Annotated in this window: 11 protein-coding genes and 2 pseudogenes; 4 read left to right on the top strand and 9 right to left on the bottom strand. The window is 68.2% G+C overall.

Features of this window, described 5'->3' with window-relative positions; all coding sequences use genetic code 11:
- Positions 1 to 58 precede the first annotated feature (58 nt).
- Complete coding sequence (locus tag BJQ95_RS02050; protein WP_130176346.1) at positions 59 to 277, bottom strand: hypothetical protein; 219 nt, start codon at positions 275 to 277, stop codon at positions 59 to 61.
- Between the two features lie 184 nt (positions 278 to 461).
- Here BJQ95_RS02050 and BJQ95_RS02045 point away from each other — a divergent pair.
- Positions 462 to 1,719: pseudogene (locus BJQ95_RS02045) on the top strand (IS110 family transposase).
- A gap of 2,279 nt (positions 1,720 to 3,998) precedes the next feature.
- Here the strand turns inward: BJQ95_RS02045 and BJQ95_RS02040 are convergent.
- The 6 genes and pseudogenes from BJQ95_RS02040 to BJQ95_RS02015 all read right to left on the bottom strand — a co-directional run bounded on the left by BJQ95_RS02040 (position 3,999) and on the right by BJQ95_RS02015 (position 11,251).
- Positions 3,999 to 4,649 carry a response regulator transcription factor gene (locus BJQ95_RS02040; protein WP_130176938.1) on the bottom strand — a complete coding sequence of 217 codons (651 nt, stop codon included), beginning with the start codon at positions 4,647 to 4,649 and terminating at the stop codon, positions 3,999 to 4,001.
- A 221-nt stretch (positions 4,650 to 4,870) separates the two neighbouring features.
- Positions 4,871 to 5,473, bottom strand: a pseudogene (locus BJQ95_RS02035) (thymidine kinase); the annotation flags it as partial.
- A 34-nt stretch (positions 5,474 to 5,507) separates the two neighbouring features.
- Complete coding sequence (locus tag BJQ95_RS02030; protein ID WP_130176936.1) at positions 5,508 to 6,896, bottom strand: hypothetical protein; 1,389 nt, start codon at positions 6,894 to 6,896, stop codon at positions 5,508 to 5,510.
- Positions 6,893 to 8,224 (bottom strand): sensor histidine kinase, encoded by a 1,332-nt coding sequence (locus tag BJQ95_RS02025; protein ID WP_256041494.1) that lies wholly within the window; start codon positions 8,222 to 8,224, stop codon positions 6,893 to 6,895. Before BJQ95_RS02025 ends, BJQ95_RS02030 begins: the two co-directional genes overlap by 4 nt.
- Before the next feature lie 173 nt (positions 8,225 to 8,397).
- Entirely contained in the window at positions 8,398 to 9,492 is a 1,095-nt protein-coding gene (locus tag BJQ95_RS02020) for an Rv2578c family radical SAM protein (protein ID WP_130178306.1), read from the bottom strand.
- Positions 9,493 to 9,820: 328 nt separating this feature from the next.
- The gene (locus BJQ95_RS02015) at positions 9,821 to 11,251 is read right to left on the bottom strand and encodes a malate:quinone oxidoreductase (RefSeq protein ID WP_240694817.1); all 1,431 of its coding nucleotides are present in this window, start codon (positions 11,249 to 11,251) and stop codon (positions 9,821 to 9,823) included.
- 221 nt (positions 11,252 to 11,472) lie between these two features.
- Between BJQ95_RS02015 and BJQ95_RS02010 the strand changes: the two genes are divergently transcribed.
- The 3 genes from BJQ95_RS02010 to BJQ95_RS02000 all read left to right on the top strand — a co-directional run bounded on the left by BJQ95_RS02010 (position 11,473) and on the right by BJQ95_RS02000 (position 15,226).
- Positions 11,473 to 12,468 (top strand): glycoside hydrolase family 6 protein, encoded by a 996-nt coding sequence (locus BJQ95_RS02010; protein ID WP_130178304.1) that lies wholly within the window; start codon positions 11,473 to 11,475, stop codon positions 12,466 to 12,468.
- Positions 12,469 to 12,563: 95 nt separating this feature from the next.
- Entirely contained in the window at positions 12,564 to 13,523 is a 960-nt protein-coding gene (locus BJQ95_RS02005) for a response regulator transcription factor (protein ID WP_370688362.1), read from the top strand.
- 146 nt (positions 13,524 to 13,669) lie between these two features.
- Positions 13,670 to 15,226 (top strand): IS1182 family transposase, encoded by a 1,557-nt coding sequence (locus tag BJQ95_RS02000; protein WP_256041428.1) that lies wholly within the window; start codon positions 13,670 to 13,672, stop codon positions 15,224 to 15,226.
- A gap of 274 nt (positions 15,227 to 15,500) precedes the next feature.
- Here BJQ95_RS02000 and BJQ95_RS01995 read toward each other — a convergent pair whose 3' ends face one another.
- Both BJQ95_RS01995 and BJQ95_RS01990 read right to left on the bottom strand, forming a co-directional pair.
- On the bottom strand, positions 15,501 to 15,863 hold the full coding sequence (locus BJQ95_RS01995; protein ID WP_130178779.1) for a hypothetical protein: 363 nt from the start codon (positions 15,861 to 15,863) through the stop codon (positions 15,501 to 15,503).
- Entirely contained in the window at positions 15,860 to 17,305 is a 1,446-nt protein-coding gene (locus BJQ95_RS01990) for a glycosyltransferase family 2 protein (RefSeq protein ID WP_240694881.1), read from the bottom strand. The genes BJQ95_RS01995 and BJQ95_RS01990 overlap by 4 nt, the downstream gene beginning before the upstream one ends.
- Between the last annotated feature and the right edge of the window lie 83 nt (positions 17,306 to 17,388).

Below are 17,388 nucleotides of genomic sequence, written 5' to 3'. Positions count from 1 at the left end.
CTTTGCGCGGAGCGTGTGGATGCATGGAGCGCTGACACTCTGATTCGGGGTGCGATGGTCAGGCGCGGCGCAGAGTGCCGTCGGCGGCGACGGCCAGGAGGCGCGGGGAGCCAGACTCGATCACGAGGGTTGCGAGATCCGGGCGGCCGGGCGGCAGGACTCGAACCGTGACCTTGCCGGAGTCGACGGAGTCGAGCACGTCGGCGAGAGTGCGGGCCAGGTCAGCCAGCGCTTCGGGCGGGCTCTCGCCGCTGTCGTCCAGGACGACGACCTCCACCCCCGTTACCTTGTAAGTAGCCCTTGAAGCTTGCTTCTGAAGGGTGTTGGCCTGTTAGGCCCGGCATGGTTGTTGCCCCCAGTCGTTAATGATCCGGGGGGTGTTGTCACCGGGCCTGACTGGCATTGGGTGATCGCTAATAGGGGCTCGACTGGAACTCGTTTCTGGGTCGAACGTAACGTGGATGCCGAGACTTGATGCCGTGGACAGGCCAACTAATCCGCATGGCTGACGGGAAACTCATGATTGAGAATTACGACAGCGTCGACGTGTTCATCGGTGTTGACGTTGGAAAAAGCGAACATCACGCGGTCGCTCTGGACCGCTCTGGGAAACGCCTCTATGACAAAGCGCTCCCCAATGACGAGGCAAGACTGCGCGCCGTGATCCAGAAACTCAAGGTCCGCGGGCAGGTCCTCCTAGTCGTCGACCAGCCCGAAACAGTCGGCGCTCTGCCCGTCGCCGTCGCTTATGCCGAAGGCATCCTCGTGGCCTATTTGCCCGGGCTGGCTATGCGTCGAATCGCCGACTTGCACCCCGGTGAGGCAAAGACGGATGCCCGCGACGCGGCCATCATCGCCGAAGCTGCCCGCACCCTCCCGCACGCTCTGCGCCCGCTGCGCCTTGAAGACGAGCAGATCGCTGAACTATCGATGCTGTGCGGATTCGACGATGACATCGTCGGCCAGATGACCGCCACCAGCAACCGGATCCGGGGGCTGCTGATGCAGATCCACCCAGCGTTGGAGCGGGTACTGGGCCCGCACCTCGACCACCCGGCCGTCCTGGATCTCCTCCAGAAATACCCGACACCGACAGCACTGACGGCCGCCGGGAGGGTCCGGGTCGGCAACCGCCTCATCAAGCTCGCGCCACGGATGGGCCGCCGCTTAGCAGAGGAAATCTTCCAGGCGCTCTCCGAGCAGACCGTCATCGTTGGTGGCACCCACGCCACACGCGCCGTGCTGCCGCGCCTCGCCGAGCAGCTCAGCACGCTCCACCGCCAACGCACCGAAATTGCCGTCGAGGTCGCCGAGCTCGTCGACGCCAACCCACTGGAACCGATCATCACGAGCATGCCCGGGGTCGGTGTGAGGACCGCCGCCCGTGTCATCACCGAGATCTCCGGCAAGGAGTTCGCCACCGCCGGCCACCTCGCTTCCTACGCCGGCCTGGCGCCGGTCACCAGACGCTCCGGATCATCCATCCGAGGCGAGCACCCCTCACGGCGTGGCAACAAAGTCCTCAAACGCACGCTGTTCCTCTCCGCCTTCGCGGCCCTCAGCGACCCCGTCTCACGCACCTACTACGACCGCAAGATCGCCCAAGGTAAACGCCATAACCAAGCCCTCATAGCCCTCGCCCGCCGACGCTGTGACGTGCTCTACGCCATGCTCCGCGATGGCACGCTCTACGAAAACAAAACCCCCATCAAGACTTGACGAAACACATAGGGGCACCCCCCGTTGCCGGGCGGTGCTCACGGCGGTGATCACGGGTTCCAGGAACAGGGCGCGGCCACGGATGGCGTCGCGGAGGCTGGCCTCGACGAGGAGGCACTGGGCGCGCTCCTCGTCGGTCAGGGCGTGCGTCTCGGCCAGGCGCAGCAAGGTGGGCCGGGCCAGGGCATTGACCCGGCGCAGCTGCGCCTTGCGCTCACGGATGGCCGCGACGGTGGTGGCGTCGTGCCGGGCGCGGGTCAGGTCGACCTGGTTGAGCACCCGGAGGGCCCGTTCGGAACGGCCGAGCCCCACCACGAAGAGGGTGCCGGCGAGCAAGGTTCCGGCATGCCGGCTGACCAGTTCGCCGCCGAGTAGGCCCGACTGACCGGTGTGGACGGCCCAGCCGACCGCAAAGAGGGCCAGGACCAGGTAGCCCACCCAGGCCGACCAGATGTGGCCGCGGGCGGCGAGCACCACCAAGATCAGGGTGATGGCGCCGAGATGCCAGTGCGCGAACGGGACGTCGTTCTGGCCGGGGAGGTAAACGAACATCACGACCGCGCCCGCGCCGCTGAGTCCGAGGGCCAGGGCGACCTGCGTGCTGGGGTAGGGACGGTTGAGGGGGCGCATCAGGGCGACGGCGGAGAACACGATGGCGAGGTAGGCGCCGAACATGAGGGCGATGGGCCGCCCGGGCACGATGTCGATGATGGCGAGTAGGCCGTGAACGAGGACGAAAAGTGCCAAAATCAGCTTGGCCAGGGGGGTGGTGAGGTCGAAGGTGCGGGCCAGAGCGGCTTGGTCGGTTTCGTGCGGGGTCGGGTCGGGCTGCGGGATGGACTCGGGGCGGCGTTCGGTGGCTCGGCGGTCGTGACGGCGGGTCTCGACACGCTCGACCAACGGGACAGCCTCGGCCAGCGGATTCGGCTCGACCAGCGAGTTCGGCTCGACCAGCGAGTTCGGCTCGGTGGGGTCGAGTGACCGGCGGTCGGGGGCCCAGGCGACGACGACCTCGGTGCCGCGGCCGGGGGCTGAGCGCACGTGGGCCGCGCCGTCGGGCAGGCGCTCCATGCGGCCCAGGATGCTCTCGGCGATGCCCAGCCGATCCGGCGGCACCAGCGCGGGGTCGAACCCGGCCCCGTCGTCGCTGACGGTGACCTGGAAGCCGTCGGTGGTGGACAGGATCGAGACCGCACGGTGCACCGCTCGGATCATCGGGTAGTGCCCGGCGGCGGAGGCGACCGAGTTGCGCAGGGCCTCGCCGACGGCGCCGAGGATGGCCGCCACGGCCACCGATGGCACGGTGCGTTCGATGTCGACGTGCTGGCCGGCGCGAGGCGGGATGTCGACCCGCAGCGCGGCATTCGGGGCGATCTGCTGAACCAGCCGGCCGATGCGGCGGACGGCCTCGGAGACCAGCACCACCGGCTGAACGGGCGGGAAGCTCAGCGCGTCGAGCTGGCTGAGGGTTTTCGACGCGTGCCCGGAGACCACCTCCGGCGGGGTGCGGCCCAGGCCCGCCATCAACAGGGTGGAGATGACGCTGTCGTGTACGAGCGCATCGATGGTCAACCGCTCCTGCCGGCCGGCGACCTGCGCGGCGCGGAGCGCTTCGGCCTGCCGGGTGAGCAGGGCGGCATTGTCGACGCGGGTCGCGGACCGGCGGGCAGCGAGGGTGAAGGCGACGAACACGCTCACCAACAGCAGGGAGTAGAGCCCGTCGGCGAGGCCGACGAGGGCCGGGTAGGCCTCGGCCGAGGTGCGGAACCGCACCATCCCGCTCAGGGTGCAGGCCAGCAGAGTGAACCCCCAGGCCACGCTCTCACGGGCAAAAATGGCCACAGCCACACAGGGCACCCCCGTGAAGGTGATCACCCAGGAGATGTCGGCGCCGGCGGGCATCGGTTCGGCGGTGAGGAGGAACCGGAGACTCAAGATCAGGACGAAACAGAGCGCCGCGGCGGCGACGATGACCTGCAAGATGCGCGGCGTGGCCCACCGCACGCTGACGCCGAGAGCGATGGGCAGACCGAACGACACCGCGAAGCCGGCCGCGGCCGCCGGCGCGCTCGGGTTGCCGGCCTGGGCCAGGAACAGGGGGATCGCCAGGAGGCCGAAGATGCCGGCCGCGGCGGCCACGGCGATGCAGAGCAGCCGGGTGAGGTTGGCGGTGGCGGTGTGAGTGGGGTCGGGGGTCCCGACGGACTCAACCAGAGGAAGGGGGTCGGTCTCGACAGGCTCGACCAGCGCGGTTGGCTCGACCAGCGGATCCGGGGTGCTCATGAGTGGCCGGGAACCGGCAGGATGCCGTCTTCCAGGGCGCGCTTGTACAGGTCGATCTTGGTGTTCGCCGGCCGGCCGACCCGTTCGTACTTGGAGCGCACCCGACGGATGTAGTCGACCACGGTGAGCTCGGACAGCCCGGTGTGCGAGGCCACCAGCGGCGCCTTGGCGCCGGCGGCGTAGAGCGAGAGCACTTCCCGCTCGCGGGGGCTCAGGCCGGCATCGGAGAGGTCGGGGGCGCCATCCAGGGCCGCCGCCCACTCGGTGGACGCGATGGTGTCGCCGGCCGCCGCGCGGGTGACCGCGTCGAGCAGCACGCCGGTGGGCTCGGATTTGCGCACCACACCGAGCACCCCGCTGCGGGCGGCGGCGCGCATCAGCTGCGCGTCGTCGCCGCCGGTGAACGCGAGCACGGCCACGCCGGTGGCCCGCAGCCGGTCGACGTTGCCGGTGACGGTGGAGCCGTCGGCCAGGCGGAGGTCGAGGATCACGAGGTCGATGGGGGTCTCGCCCACCTCGCTGAGCAGCTCGGTGACCGTGGCGACGGTGGCCACCACCTCGATCTCGGGGAGGGTGGCGAACAGGCTGGCGAACCCGCGCACCACGATCTCATGGTCGTCGATCAGCGCGACCCGGTACCGGTTCATTCTGTGCCTCTCGTGCAGACCCGAAACGGGTGCCCCTATAAATAACGGCTTTCGCCTGCGAGGCCGCGTGCCTAGGGTAATGAAGGGGAACGAGCCGGGGGGCTCGCTGGGGCGCTCTCGACCGGATGATTCGCATTCTGCGCATCCGTATCGGTTGAGCGCCCCGGCGCCTGGCCCTGGTCGTGGCCGTCGTTCCGGCTGACGGGTTCGCGGCGGCGGTTGTTGAGCACGCCGTGGCTCTCCTCGAGGTAGCAGGAGCCGCAGAGCGACTCGTAGGCGACCTCGACGCCGTCGATGGCCACCTGGTCGCCGTCGAAGACGAAGACGCCGTCGACCTTGCGCCCGTTGAACACGGCCTTGCGGCCGCACCGGCAGATGGTCTTGAGCTCTTCGAGGCTGTGCGAGACCTCGAGCAGCCGGCGGCTGCCCGGGAACGCGACGGTCTGGAAGTCGGTGCGGATGCCGTAGGCCAGAACCGGGATGTTCTCGATGATCGCGATGCGAAGTAGGTCGTCGACCTGGGTTTCGGTGAGGAACTGCGCCTCGTCGACGAGCAGGGCGCTGACGTCGAGTCCGGTGTCGGTTTCGGTGTGGGCGCGGTGTTGCTGGAACAGGGCGTAGGCATCCGTCTCGGGGGTGAGCAGGAAGTCGACGCCGCGGGTGACGCCCAGCCGGGAGAGGACGCCGCGGTCGCCTTTGGTGTCGATCGACGGTTTGGCCAGCAGTACCCGGTGGCCGCGCTCCTCATAGTTGTAGGCGGCTTGGAGCATCGAGGTGCTCTTGCCGCTGTTCATCGCCCCGTATCGGAAATACAGTTTCGCCATAACCGCCGGTACCGCCTTTTTGTACGTTGAGGTTTCAGCGTACTTGGCGGGGCGCTTTCTGAGCACGCACCCCTGCGGGGGTGGCCGGGGTGGACGGCGCCTGTGGGGCTGCGGATGCGTCGTTGGGGTCGCGGACGCTGTCGTACTCGATCGTGAGCGAGGGCCTGCGCACGGTGACCCGCACGTTGTCGAAGACCACCCGGATGACACCCAGGTACGGGCGGAGCAGGGCTTTTGCTTTGCGCGGCGGCAGGTCGAGGGCGGCCTGGATGGTGATGGTGTCCACCTGGGCCGGCGCCGCGGCGGCGGGCGCGGGCTTGGCCGCGGGCGTGCGGGGCAGGCGGGGCACGGATGCGGTGTCCTGGGCCATGGTGGGGAGCGCCTGCGCCGGTCTGGCCTTGCTCGGGGCGGACCTGACCGGCGGGGCGGTGCCGGTGATCTGCACGACGAGGCTGTGCGGGTCGAAGCCGGGCGCCGCGCAGAGGGCACCGATCAGGGCGGCGGTGGCGGCGCGCTGTTCGGCACGGAACGCGGTGGCACGGTGCTCGGGGTCGGCCACGACGAGCAACCCGGGGGTGCCGCGCTCGGTCAGGGCGGCGCGTTCCCGGGTGGCCACGCTGTCCAGCCAGGTGCGGTCGATCTCGGCGACCAGGGTACGGCGCACCTCGGCGGCGAGCTGGCCGGCCTGGGCGATGTCCAGGGCGGTGACGGTGCCGCGTTCGAGGAGATCGGCGAGGAACGGGATCACACCGGATTTCAGGGCGGCGACCTGCTGTTCCACCACTGCCCGGGCCATTTGGCCGCGGGCTTCTTCGGTGCGGGCGACGATGGCGCGGCGGGCATCCGTCTGCCAGGCCAGGATGGAGCGCACAATACGGCGGGAATACGCGGCGCCGGCGGCGGCGGGAGCGAGGATCTGGGTGGCCGAGACGATCGCGTATACGGCGACGGGCACGGTGACCTTGAACGAGTCGGCCTGCGGCAGGGTGATCACGATGGCGACAATGCTGGCGACGGCGCCGGAGAGGGCGATCTGCCGCCAGGGCCGGTAGGGGGCCAGCGCCAGGAGCAGGAAGCCGATACAGACCGGGCCGAAGTCGTCTTGCACGAGCAGGTTGGAGCCCCAGCGGCTGAACTGTTCGAAGAGGTAGCCGAGCAGTGCGAGGGCGGCCATCACGAGGTGCATGCGGCCGTTGAACGGGGCGTTGGCCGGCTGGGCGGCGATCACCAGGGTGCCGGCGGCGGCGCCCATGGCGAGCACGGCGAGGGTGGCAAGGAGCGGGTTCTGGATCTGGTTCTGTTGCAGGACCGTGGCGATCACGGAGTAACAGAGCACGATCGCGGCGATCAGGGGGGCCAGCGGCCAGGCGGCGAGGGTGCCCAGCGGATCGAGGCGCTGCTGGGTGGAGCGTCGGCGGGTCACGGGGTGGGCTCGGGGGTGGGGGCATCCGGGAGTTGCCCTGCTGCGAACGAGGTGCCCCGGTCTGCCGGGACGACTGGTCCGGACGGGGGCAACTCGGCGGCGGCTTCTTCGGAGGCTGCGGCGATGGTGCTCGCCACTACGGGCGGGGCGGGCAGGGTGAGCAGCACCGAGGTGCCGGCGCCGGGCCGGGACCAGATCTGCACGGAGCCGCCGAGCCGTTCGATGCGCTTGCGTACAGATTGGCGCAGGCCCAGCCGGTCGCTGCCGGTTTCGGCCTCCATGAAGCCGCGGCCGGCATCGAGCACCATCACCGAGACGTTCTGGTCGTCGGCGTCGATGACCACCTCGGCGGTGACGATGCCGGCGTGCAGCAGCACGTTGACCAGGCATTGCTGCACCGCCAGGCCCAGCTCCCGGTCACTCTGCGGGTCGAGGCGGGCGAGTGACTCCTTGTCGCCGGTGATGTCCACGACCAGACCACGGTCACGCATGCGGTCGATGGCGCGGAACACGGCGCTGGACAGCCATCCGTCATTGCCGGCGGATGCGGCGGTGCGTTCGTCGACGTGGGTGAGCCAGTCACGGTCGGCGAGGGTCTGCAGGGTCTCGCGGAGGCCCGCCTCGAGGCCGCGGGTCATGGGGCCGGGTTTGGCGCGGGCCACCGACACCAGCTGGTTGAGGGTGGTGTCGTGCATGAGGGCGATGGCACGCACGTCGAAGTCGTGGCGCAGGATGCGGGACTCGTCGTCTTGCACGGCCCGGTGGATGGCCGGCTGGGCGGTGCGCCCGGTGCGGCGGGCGAGTCCGTCGAGCAGCATCACGCCGACCAGAAACAGGTAGGTGACGATGCTGAACACGTCGGGGCGGTCGGGCACCGGGGTTTGCGAGACGGCGAGGGTGGCGGCGACCTCGGCGAGGAGGAAACCGACCGTGCTCCACAGCACGCCGATCAGCGCGCCGGAGCCGGCGCCGCCGACCATGATCAGGGCCATCTTGGGCAGGGAGATCAGGAACATGTCCGAGGACGGGAAGACGCCGGGCATGCCCAGCACCGCGCTGGTGAACAGGTAGGTGCACACGGCGCCGAGCAGCAGGTAGGCGAGGGTGAGCGGCACCGTGCGCCAGCGGGCGAGCAGGGCCAGCAGCGCGCCCATGCCGAGGATCGCGGCGACGGTGACCTGTAGCCGGTCGGTGGGCGGGAACACGCTCAGCGCCAGCACCGAGAACAGGGCGCCGGCCAGGCAGACGAGGCCGAACCAGTGCGACGCCCGGGCCAGGGCACGACTGAGCGTGGCCTTGACCAGGTGGCCGGGTAGACCTAGTGACATTGCGCCCTCTCCACCGCTGATTATCGCAGTTGTGCGGCAGAGTGTGCGTCGGTACTCCCCCTCCGTTGAGTAGGCGAGTGTCCCGTTGATCGAGCCTGTTGTGCCGCTGTGCGGGGTAGGCGCCGCTATGCCCGTGGCGCGCCACCCGCCTGGCGGCGCCTGACTCGCGCAGCTCAGAACAGGGTGGGTGTCAGGTCGAGCGGCAGCTCGGCGGCGATCAGGGAGGGCGGGACGACCGGGCCGCCGGGTTGGGCGGCGCGGGAGGGCGCCGCGGTCAGGGCCGTCGAGAGGATGCCGCCGGTGGCCGGATCCTCGGTGCGGCGCTGCAGCCCGTGCGCGCGAATCAGCGGCTGGATGCGCTCGGCCAGCCACTGGCGGTACTCCTTGGGCGCGTAGGCCCCGCGTTTGTAAAGCTCGTGGTACTTGGGCATCAGCTCGGGGTGGTCCTGTTCGAGCCAGTGGAAGTACCACTCCTTGACGCCCGGCTTGAGATAGAGGGCGCTGTAGAGCACCCCGGTGGCGCCGGCGGCCTTGGCCTGCCGCATGGCCTCGTCGAGGTGGGCGCGGGTATCGGTGAGGAAAGGCAGGATCGGCATCATGAAGACCGAGCAGTCCATGCCCTTGTCGCGAATGGCGCTGACCGTGGCCAGCCGGGCCTTGGTGCTCGGAGTGCCCGGTTCCACGGCCTGCTGCAGGGCGTCGTCGTAGATCGCGATCGACATGGCGAGGTCTACCGGCACCCGCAGGCTGGCTTCCTGGAGCAGGTCGAGATCGCGGCGCAGCAGGGTGCCCTTGGTGAGGATCGAGAACGGGGTGCCGGAGTCGGCGAGCGCCGCGATGATGCCGGGCATCAGCCGGTAGCGTCCCTCGGCCCGCTGGTACGGGTCGGTGTTGGTGCCCAGGGCCACCGGATGCTTGCCCCAGGTGGGCTTGGTGAGCTCTTTGCGGAGCACCTCGGCCACGTTGACCTTGACGATGATCTCGTTGTCGAAGTCCTTACCGGCGTCGAGGTCGAGGTAGTTGTGGGTGGGGCGGGCAAAACAATATGCACACGCATGAGAACAGCCCCGGTACGGGTTGATGGTCCAGCCGAACGGCATGGCGCTTTGGCCGGGCACGCGGTTGAGGGCGGACTTGGCGAGCACCTCGTGGAAGGTGATCCCGTCGAATTCGGGGGTGCGGACGCTGCGCACCAGGTTGTTCAGGCGGGCGAGGCCGGGCAGCGCGCCGGCCTGCTCTGTCGTCAGTTCCTGTCCACTCCAGCGCATGCATCCAGTCGAACACATGTTCGAGTGGGATGCAAGCGCAGGCGGGCCGGTCATCCGCCAGCGCCGTAACGGGCGCGGGTGTGACATAACTCCTGCAATCCTCGCGAAAACCAGCCCAAACGGCCGGTTTTGGGCCTCTTCAGACGAAATTGCAGGAGTTATGCGCTACGGGTGCCGCCAAGCCGGCTCGGCGGGGGGCGCATCCGTCGGGCGGGGCGTTGGGGACCACGCACGATAATAAGGCCATAGTCCGTTTACGAGGATGCTTTCGCCGATTGCGTCCTCCTAAACTCACTGTTTCCTGTTTTCCGGGCGATCCCCGGAGAACCTACGCGGTGAGGTGCAGGGTTGCCGCGGTGGCGGCCAGGGAGGCGGCTGCGGCTGCGGGGTCGTCGGAGAGCTTGGTGCCCAGACTCGGGACCATTTCTCGCAGCTGCGGCTCCCAGCGGGAGTACTCGCCGGGGAAGCAGCGCGCCAGCAGGTCCACCATGATCGGGGCCGCGGTGGAGGCTCCGGGCGAGGCGCCGAGCAGCCCCGCGATGCTGCCGTCGGCGGAGGTGATGACCTCGGTGCCGAACTGCAGGATGCCGCCTTGCGCGGCATCCTTCTTCATCACCTGCACGCGCTGACCGGCGGTGATCAGCTCCCAGTCCTCGGCCTTGGCGGTGGGCATGAATTCCTGCAGCGCGCCCAGTTTGGCCTTTCGGGAGGCGAAAACCTCACCGATCAGGTACTTCATCAGGCCGAAGTTGTTCTTGGCCACGGCGAGCATCGGCACGAGGTTGTGCGCGCGCACCGAGAACGGCAGGTCGAACCAGGTGCTGGTTTTGAGGAACTTGGGGCTGAAGCCGGCGAACGGGCCGAACAGAAGCGAGGTCTCGCCATCCACCACCCGGGTGTCGAGGTGTGGCACCGACATCGGCGGGGCGCCCACGGCGGCCTTGCCGTAGACCTTGGCCTGATGCTGGGCCACGACCTGGGGGTTGGCGGTTCGCAGGAACTGGCCGCTGATGGGGAAGCCGCCGAAACCCTTGATCTCGGGGATGCCGCTCTTCTGCAGCAGGGCGAGGGCGCCGCCGCCGGCGCCGACGAAAACGAATTTGGCCTCGACGGTGTTCGTGTACCGGCCTACCAGGCTGAGCAGCTTGAGCTTCCAAGAGCCGTCGTCCTGCTGCTTGAGACTGGTGACCTGCTGGTTGAGGTGCACCTTCACGCCGCGCTTCTTGAGCGAGTCGAAGAGGTAGCGGGTGAGGGCGCCGAAGTCCACGTCGGTGCCGGATTCGATGCGGGTCGCGGCGATCTTCTGGGTGGCGGCGCGCTTCGTGGTGAGCAGCGGGGTCCAGGTCTCGATCACGGCGGGATCTTCGCTGTACTCGAGGCCGGCGAACAGCGGCTGGTCGGCGAGCGCGTCGCGGCGTTTGCGCAGGTAGTCCACGTTGGCGGCGCCGTGCACGAACGTCATGTGCGGGGTGGAGTTGATGAACTTCTCCGGCTCGGGCAGCACCCCGGTTTCGACCAGGTGCGCCCAGAGCTGGCGGCTGATCTGGAACTGCTCGTTGATGGCCACGGCCTTCTCGGCGGTGACGGAGCCATCGGCCGCCTGCGGCATGTAGTTGAGTTCGCAGAGCGCCGCGTGCCCGGTGCCGGCGTTGTTCCACGGGTTCGAGCTCTCCTGGGCGAGCTCGCCGAGGCGCTCGTAGACCTGGATGTTCCAGTCGGGCTGCAGTTCGGCGAGCAGGGTGGCCAGGGTGGCGCTCATGATTCCCCCGCCAATCAGGGCGACATCGACCTTTTCTGAATTCACGTTCTTACTCTAACCCGGCGCGCGGGCGGCTTCGGCGGGGTGCGGCTGCGGGCGCGGCAGCCGGCCGGGGTGCCGCGGGCGAGCATCCGCGGCGCCGTGTCGGGATTACTCACAAGGGTGACCCACCGGGGTGACCCATAGGGGTGACCCATAGGGGTGACCCATAGGATGGCCCAATGGACTCCACCGGAAGCCGTCTGGGCATTTCCCTGGGCATCATCGCCCTCGCCGCGCCCATCGTGGCCCTGGGCCTGTTCATCGGGACCTTCGCCGTTCCGGTGACCAGCGCCGCCCACAGCAACCCGCTCGCCGGGCTCTCCCTCTATACCAACCCTGATTCGACCGCGAACGGGGCCGCCGCCGCCGCCGCGACCGCCGACCCGGACTCCGCCGAGGCCGCCACCCTGGCGCGGATGGCGGAGCAGCCCGCCGCGATCTGGCTGCTGCCGGAGAAATACCCGATGGACACCGTGCAGGCCGACGTCGCCGCGATCGTGGACGCCGCCGTCGCCACCGGGCAGACGCCGGTGTTCGTCATCTACGGCATCCCCGACCGCGACTGCGGCAACTTCTCCGCCGGCGGCCTCTCGGAGACCGACTACCCGACCTGGGTTGCCTCGATAGCGACGGCGCTCACACTCACGCCATCCGTGGTGATTCTCGAACCGGATGCCCTGTCACTGGCCACGGAGTGCGGCAACGTCGACCAGCGGGTGCAGCAGATTCAGCAGGGCATCAGCACCTTCGCGCCCACGCTCGCCACGGTGTACCTCGACGCGGGCCACTCCGACTGGCTCGACCCGGCCACCGCCGCTGACCTGCTCAACCGGGCCGGCGTGCAGAACGTGCGCGGTTTCGCGACGAACGTCTCCAACTACAACGACTCGGCCGCGGAGCAGGCCTTCGGCGAAGCGGTGTCCGCCCTGACGAATGGCGCCCACTTCATCGTCGACACCTCGCGCAACGGCCGCGGCGGCAACGGAGAGTGGTGCAACCCCACCGGCCGGGCGCTGGGCACCACCCCGGAGGCGACCACCGATGGGGGCCTGCGCGACGCGAACCTGTGGGTGAAGGAACCCGGCGAGAGCGACGGCACCTGCAACAACGGGCCGGCCGCGGGCGAATGGTGGAACGAGCGAGCCCTCGAACTCGCGGCCGCCGCCGGCTGGTAACGGGCCTCCGGGCTCGCCCTGGTCGAGGTGATGGATGCTCAGACCACGTCATATACTCAGGTATGTCGTCAGCCGGGGAAATTCGCAGGGTAGCGGTGATTATTGAGGACGACGCAGACATCCGCCATCTGCTTGAAGCCGTACTCACGCAGGCCGGATTCGACGCAATCGCGACGAGCAACGGTCTGGACGGGGTGCGCGCGGTTCGCGCCTATGACCCGATCGTCACGACTCTCGACGTGAGCATGCCCGGCATGGACGGCTTCGAGACCGCCAAGCGGATTCGCGCGTTCAGCGCCACGTATCTTGTGATGCTCACCGCCCGCGACGAGGAGATCGACACCCTGCAGGGCCTCGAGGCCGGCGCCGATGACTACCTGACCAAGCCGTTCCGGCCGCGTGAACTGCGCGCCCGCATCGACGCCATGCTGCGCCGGCCCCGCCTGGCGCTGCCGCCGGACGGCACCGAGCAGGAACCGGTCGCGACGGTGGCGCCGGTCGCGTACGCCCCGGCCGCGCCGGTGGCCGCCGAGCCCGCGTTCACCCCCGCCTATGTGCCGCCGGTGATGGCGCCTGCTCCGCCCGCCGCCGACCTGCCGCCGAGCCTGGCCCCGGTTTCGGTTCCCGGCACGCACACGGGCGCGCACGCCGCACCGGTGGCGCAGGCGACCTCCGCCGCCTCCGCCAGCAGCGACGAGCGGGCGGACGACTGGCTGGAACACAACGGCCTGCGGCTCAGCAACGACATGCGCCTGGCCATGCTCGGCACCGTGGAGCTGGACCTCACCCGCACCGAGTTCGACCTGCTGGCCGCGTTGCTCGAATCGAAGCGGCGGGTGCGCAGCAAGGCCGACCTGGCGCTGCTGCTGCGCGGCGAGAGCTACGTGACGTCCTACTACGTGAACGAGGCCGACAAGCGCGCCGTTGAGGCGCACCTGAGCAACCTGCGCCGCAAACTTGGCGACAGCCTCACCTCCCCGCGCTGGCTCGAGACCGTGCGCGGCGTCGGCTACCGCCTCGCGGCGTCGGATGAGGCCGGGCGCGACACGTTCTAGGTCGCCCCTCCGCCCTGGGTGCGTTCGTTGCACCCCTGGTGGTGCACCGCGCCCGCTAGGAGGCCGCTGAACAACTTTGGGTGCGGGTGTCGCTTATTTAAGGCGCGCCTGCGGCGGGTCGGCTCTTGGTCGTTAAGACTGGGGTGATGCAGGGTTGTGATGATGGTCAGCGTGAGATTTACGATGTCGATGCCGTAGCGGGGCACTTGCTTCCGCCTGGATCGGTGTTCGCTTTCCTCGCAGCGCACCGTCGGGAGCTGTTTCCCGATGATGCGTTTGCGGACTTGTTTTCCTCGCAGAACGGCCGCCCGTCAATACCGGCGGACGTGATCGCGTCGGTGATGGTGTTGCAAACACTGCACAACCTTTCCGACAGGGAAGCGGCCGAGGCGTTGACGTATGACCTGCGGTGGAAAGCCGCCTGCGGGTTCGCGCTGACTGAAACCTCTTTCCACCCGACCGTGCTGGTCTATTGGCGCAAACGCTTGGCTGCCAGTGACCGGCCGCACCGCATTTTTGAGGCCGTGACCGCGGTCATTGCCCAGTCCGGAGCATTGTCGGGGCGCAAACGCCGGGCGTTGGACTCAACAATTTTGGAGGATGCGGTTGCCCGGCAGGACACCGTCACGCAGCTGGTCGGACAGATCCGCCGTGTTGGCCGGGAGATCCCCGGCGCGGACGTGAGCGTCGCCGGCTTGACCGGCCATGATTACTCCCAGCCGGGCAAGCCCGACATTGCGTGGGACGACCGCGACGCCCGCGACGAGCTCGTCTCCCGCCTGGTCACCGATGCTCTCGCTCTGCTGGGCAGCATCAACGTCCATATCCTCAACAAGAAGCAGCAGGAAACCGTCGCGCTGCTTGCCTTGGTCGCCGGCCAAGACGTGGAACCCGCCGACGGGTCCGACGGGACCGACGGGCGGTGGCGGATCGCCCGCCGGGTCGCTCCCGACCGGGTGATTTCCACCGTCGATCCTGATGCCCGCCATGCGCACAAGAGCCGCCAGAAAAAGATCGACGGCTATAAAGCCCACGTCAACGCGGAGCCCGACACCGGGTTGGTGACGGCGGCAATGCTCACGAAAGCCTCTGGTTCGCAAAACAGCGACGCGGCTCGCGGCGGCGAGCTGCTCGCGGCCGACGTCAGCATCGGTGAGCAAAACATTGACGTGCTGGGTGATTCGGCCTATGGCAGCGGCGGGCTCCTGACCGAGATTCATGCCGCTGGGCACCGGCCGATCATCAAGCCGATGCCGCTGGGCCGAGCCGTTCCGGGCGGATTCACCATCGATGACTTCACCGTGGATGAAACCCTGCAGACCGTGACCTGCCCGGCCGGGAACGTCCGGTCGCTCAGCCCGAAACGACGGGCCAGTTTTGGTAGTTCGTGCAAGGCCTGCCCGCTGATGGCGCAGTGCACCACCGCGAAGTCCGGCAAGAAGATGCAGATTCATCCGCTGGATCAGGTTCGCCGGGAGCACCGCGTCACCGCTCAGGACCCGGACTTTCAAGCCCTTTATCGCCAGCACCGTCCAATGATTGAACGGACGCTGGCGTGGATGACGCGCGGGGCCCGGCGGGTCCGCTACCGCGGCGTTGCCAAGAACAATGCGGGGTGGGTGATCCGTGCTGCCGCGATCAATCTCAAACGGCTCCTCAACCTCGGTTTGACCAGCCAGAACGGGGTTTGGGCCCTTGGATAACACCCCGACGCACAAGGACCACCTCGGCGCACGGTCCCAGGCGGCAGAGCCGCCCACTACGGCCCCATCGATCAGCCCCGACGCGAGATCCCACCATCGTGGCCGATCGCTCAGTCGACCGCACAAAGCCCCACAGCGGAGCAAAAAAACACTCGAAGAACTCGCCGAGGCAACTGGACCCCTAATATTCAGCGCCCTCCTAGTGCAGGCGCGCCGACCCACCCGAGGTGCGGTGGTGCACAGGGGGTGCGGCGACGCGCGGCAACGGGAGGCGTCAGCGCTGCAGCGCGAACATGGTGGCGAGGTCGGCGCAGGCCTGCTCGCCGACCTCGTTGAGGCGCCTGATGTGACGCATCGAGCCGGGGATGTCGCCGTCGCGCAGGGCATCGTGCATCATGGCGGCGGTGGCCTCCACCGTGATCGCCCCCACCATGGTGCTGCTCGAGCGGATGCTCAGCAACACCACGTGGGCTTCTTCGGCGTTCGGGTACTGCGCGCCCAATGCCGCGGCCAGGCGCTGGGACCGGCTGTGCCACAGGTGCACGAAGTCGTGCACAAAACGGCGCTGCAGGTCATGGTCGCCGCCTACCTGGGTCAGCAGCGCGCGCAACGCGGTGGCTTCGATGTGGGCGCTCAAACCTTGTAGCCGCGGTGGCGCTTGATCAGGGTGAAGAACATGGTCAGGGTCTGCAGCACTGTGGTCACTCCAAGGATCGGCCATCCGATCCACAGGATGGTGGACTGGATCACGATGGGCAGTTGCATCCAGATGAACACCATTGCCGCCGCGGCGGCGAGCCCCACTAGGAGGGGCACGAGGTGGGCGTTGCCTGAGCCGCGCTCGGCCTTGGCCTGCTCCGCCCAATTGTCGACCTGCTTGTTGCTGGCGAACTTGGTCCAGGCCCGCACGAAGTGGCCGATGCGCACCCACATGTAGATCTCGGCGGGGATGAAGCCGATGGCGAAGAAGATGTCTTTGCCGTTGCGATTCTTCATCGACAGTGCCGTGCGCAGGTTCAGCAGCAGCGCCACGATCGGCGGGACCAGCCAGATCGGGCTGAACACGAACGCGTTGATCGACAGCGACGCGAACAGCAGGATGAAGAACATAACCCGGGTGAGCACGTTGACGATCATGGAGAAGTTCTCGAGCCAGCGCAGCCGCAGGTTGGGGTGGAAGGGCTGGCCCTTGGTGTCGCCGCGCTGACCGGGCCACATGAGCTCGATGGCGCCGAAGTTCCACTTGACCTGTTGGGCATCCAGGCCGCGGAGGGTGGTCATGCCGCCCACGTTGGCGCGGGCCTGGGCGCTGATCTTGGTGAGGTAGCCGGCGCTCTTGATCTGCAGCGAGAGCAGGGAGTCCTCCACCTCGCTGTCCTTCACCCATGGCGTGGCCTGGTGGCTGTCGACCATCACCTCGCGCAGGGCCTTGATGGAGAAGATCGAGAACTGGCCGCCGAGCACGGCCATGTTGCGGCCGCGGAGCATGTTCTGCATGTTGAACGCGGCGAACTGGGCGCGCTGGCCGGCGATGAGGAAGCTGGGGATGATGCCGTTGATCACGGTGTCGTCGATGCTGTAGATCGCCGAGATGCCGCCGACCCGGGTGTCCGAGGAGATTTCGGCCTCGAGCTGCTCCACGGCGTTCGGCGAGGCGGTGGTGTCACCGTCGACGCCGAGCAGGAAGTCACAGCCCTCGATGAGCGAGAAGCCGTAGTTGAGCGCGCCGACCTTCTTGTCGGGGTTCTCGCCGATGTCGTGCACGAACACCTCGGTGAACTGCATGACGCCCTCGGTGACGACCTCGTGCGGGCCGGCGAACTTGCTGGCGATCTTGACGGTGTCGTCGGTGGTGTTGTTGACCACCACGTGGATGACGTCGGGCAGCCGGGTCTGGGCCAGGAGCGACTCGAGGACACCGCCGATGGAGTCGGCCTCGTTGTACGCGGGAACGATACAGCCGACCATGGGACGGGACGACGGTAGGCCCTGCACCATCGAGTTGAACTCGTTGGCATAGGCATCGGCCACCGGGTCGACGACCGGGATGATCTTGGCGTAATTGTTTCTCTCGTTCACAAAATCCACTCTGGCAGGCCGACACACGGTTTGACCCCCAATCAAGTCAAGGTTTTCACAAGATAAACTCAAGATCAGCGCAG

The organism is Cryobacterium sp. SO1, assembly GCF_004210215.2.
Classification (GTDB): Bacteria; Actinomycetota; Actinomycetes; order Actinomycetales; family Microbacteriaceae; genus Cryobacterium.
Note: the sequence above shows the minus strand (reverse complement) of the source record. Positions and strands in the feature narration are given on the sequence as shown.

What these genes read in the sequence shown, in the direction of transcription:
- BJQ95_RS02010 (WP_130178304.1), top strand. Translation starts at nt 11,473, where the DNA reads ATGGACTCCACCGGAAGCCGTCTGGGCATTTCCCTGGGCATCATCGCC.
- BJQ95_RS02000 (WP_256041428.1), top strand. Translation starts at nt 13,670, where the DNA reads ATGCAGGGTTGTGATGATGGTCAGCGTGAGATTTACGATGTCGATGCC.
- BJQ95_RS02025 (WP_256041494.1), bottom strand. Translation starts at nt 8,224, where the DNA reads ATGTCACTAGGTCTACCCGGCCACCTGGTCAAGGCCACGCTCAGTCGT.
- BJQ95_RS02020 (WP_130178306.1), bottom strand. Translation starts at nt 9,492, where the DNA reads ATGCGCTGGAGTGGACAGGAACTGACGACAGAGCAGGCCGGCGCGCTG.
- BJQ95_RS02015 (WP_240694817.1), bottom strand. Translation starts at nt 11,251, where the DNA reads ATGAGCGCCACCCTGGCCACCCTGCTCGCCGAACTGCAGCCCGACTGG.
- BJQ95_RS02040 (WP_130176938.1), bottom strand. Translation starts at nt 4,649, where the DNA reads ATGAACCGGTACCGGGTCGCGCTGATCGACGACCATGAGATCGTGGTG.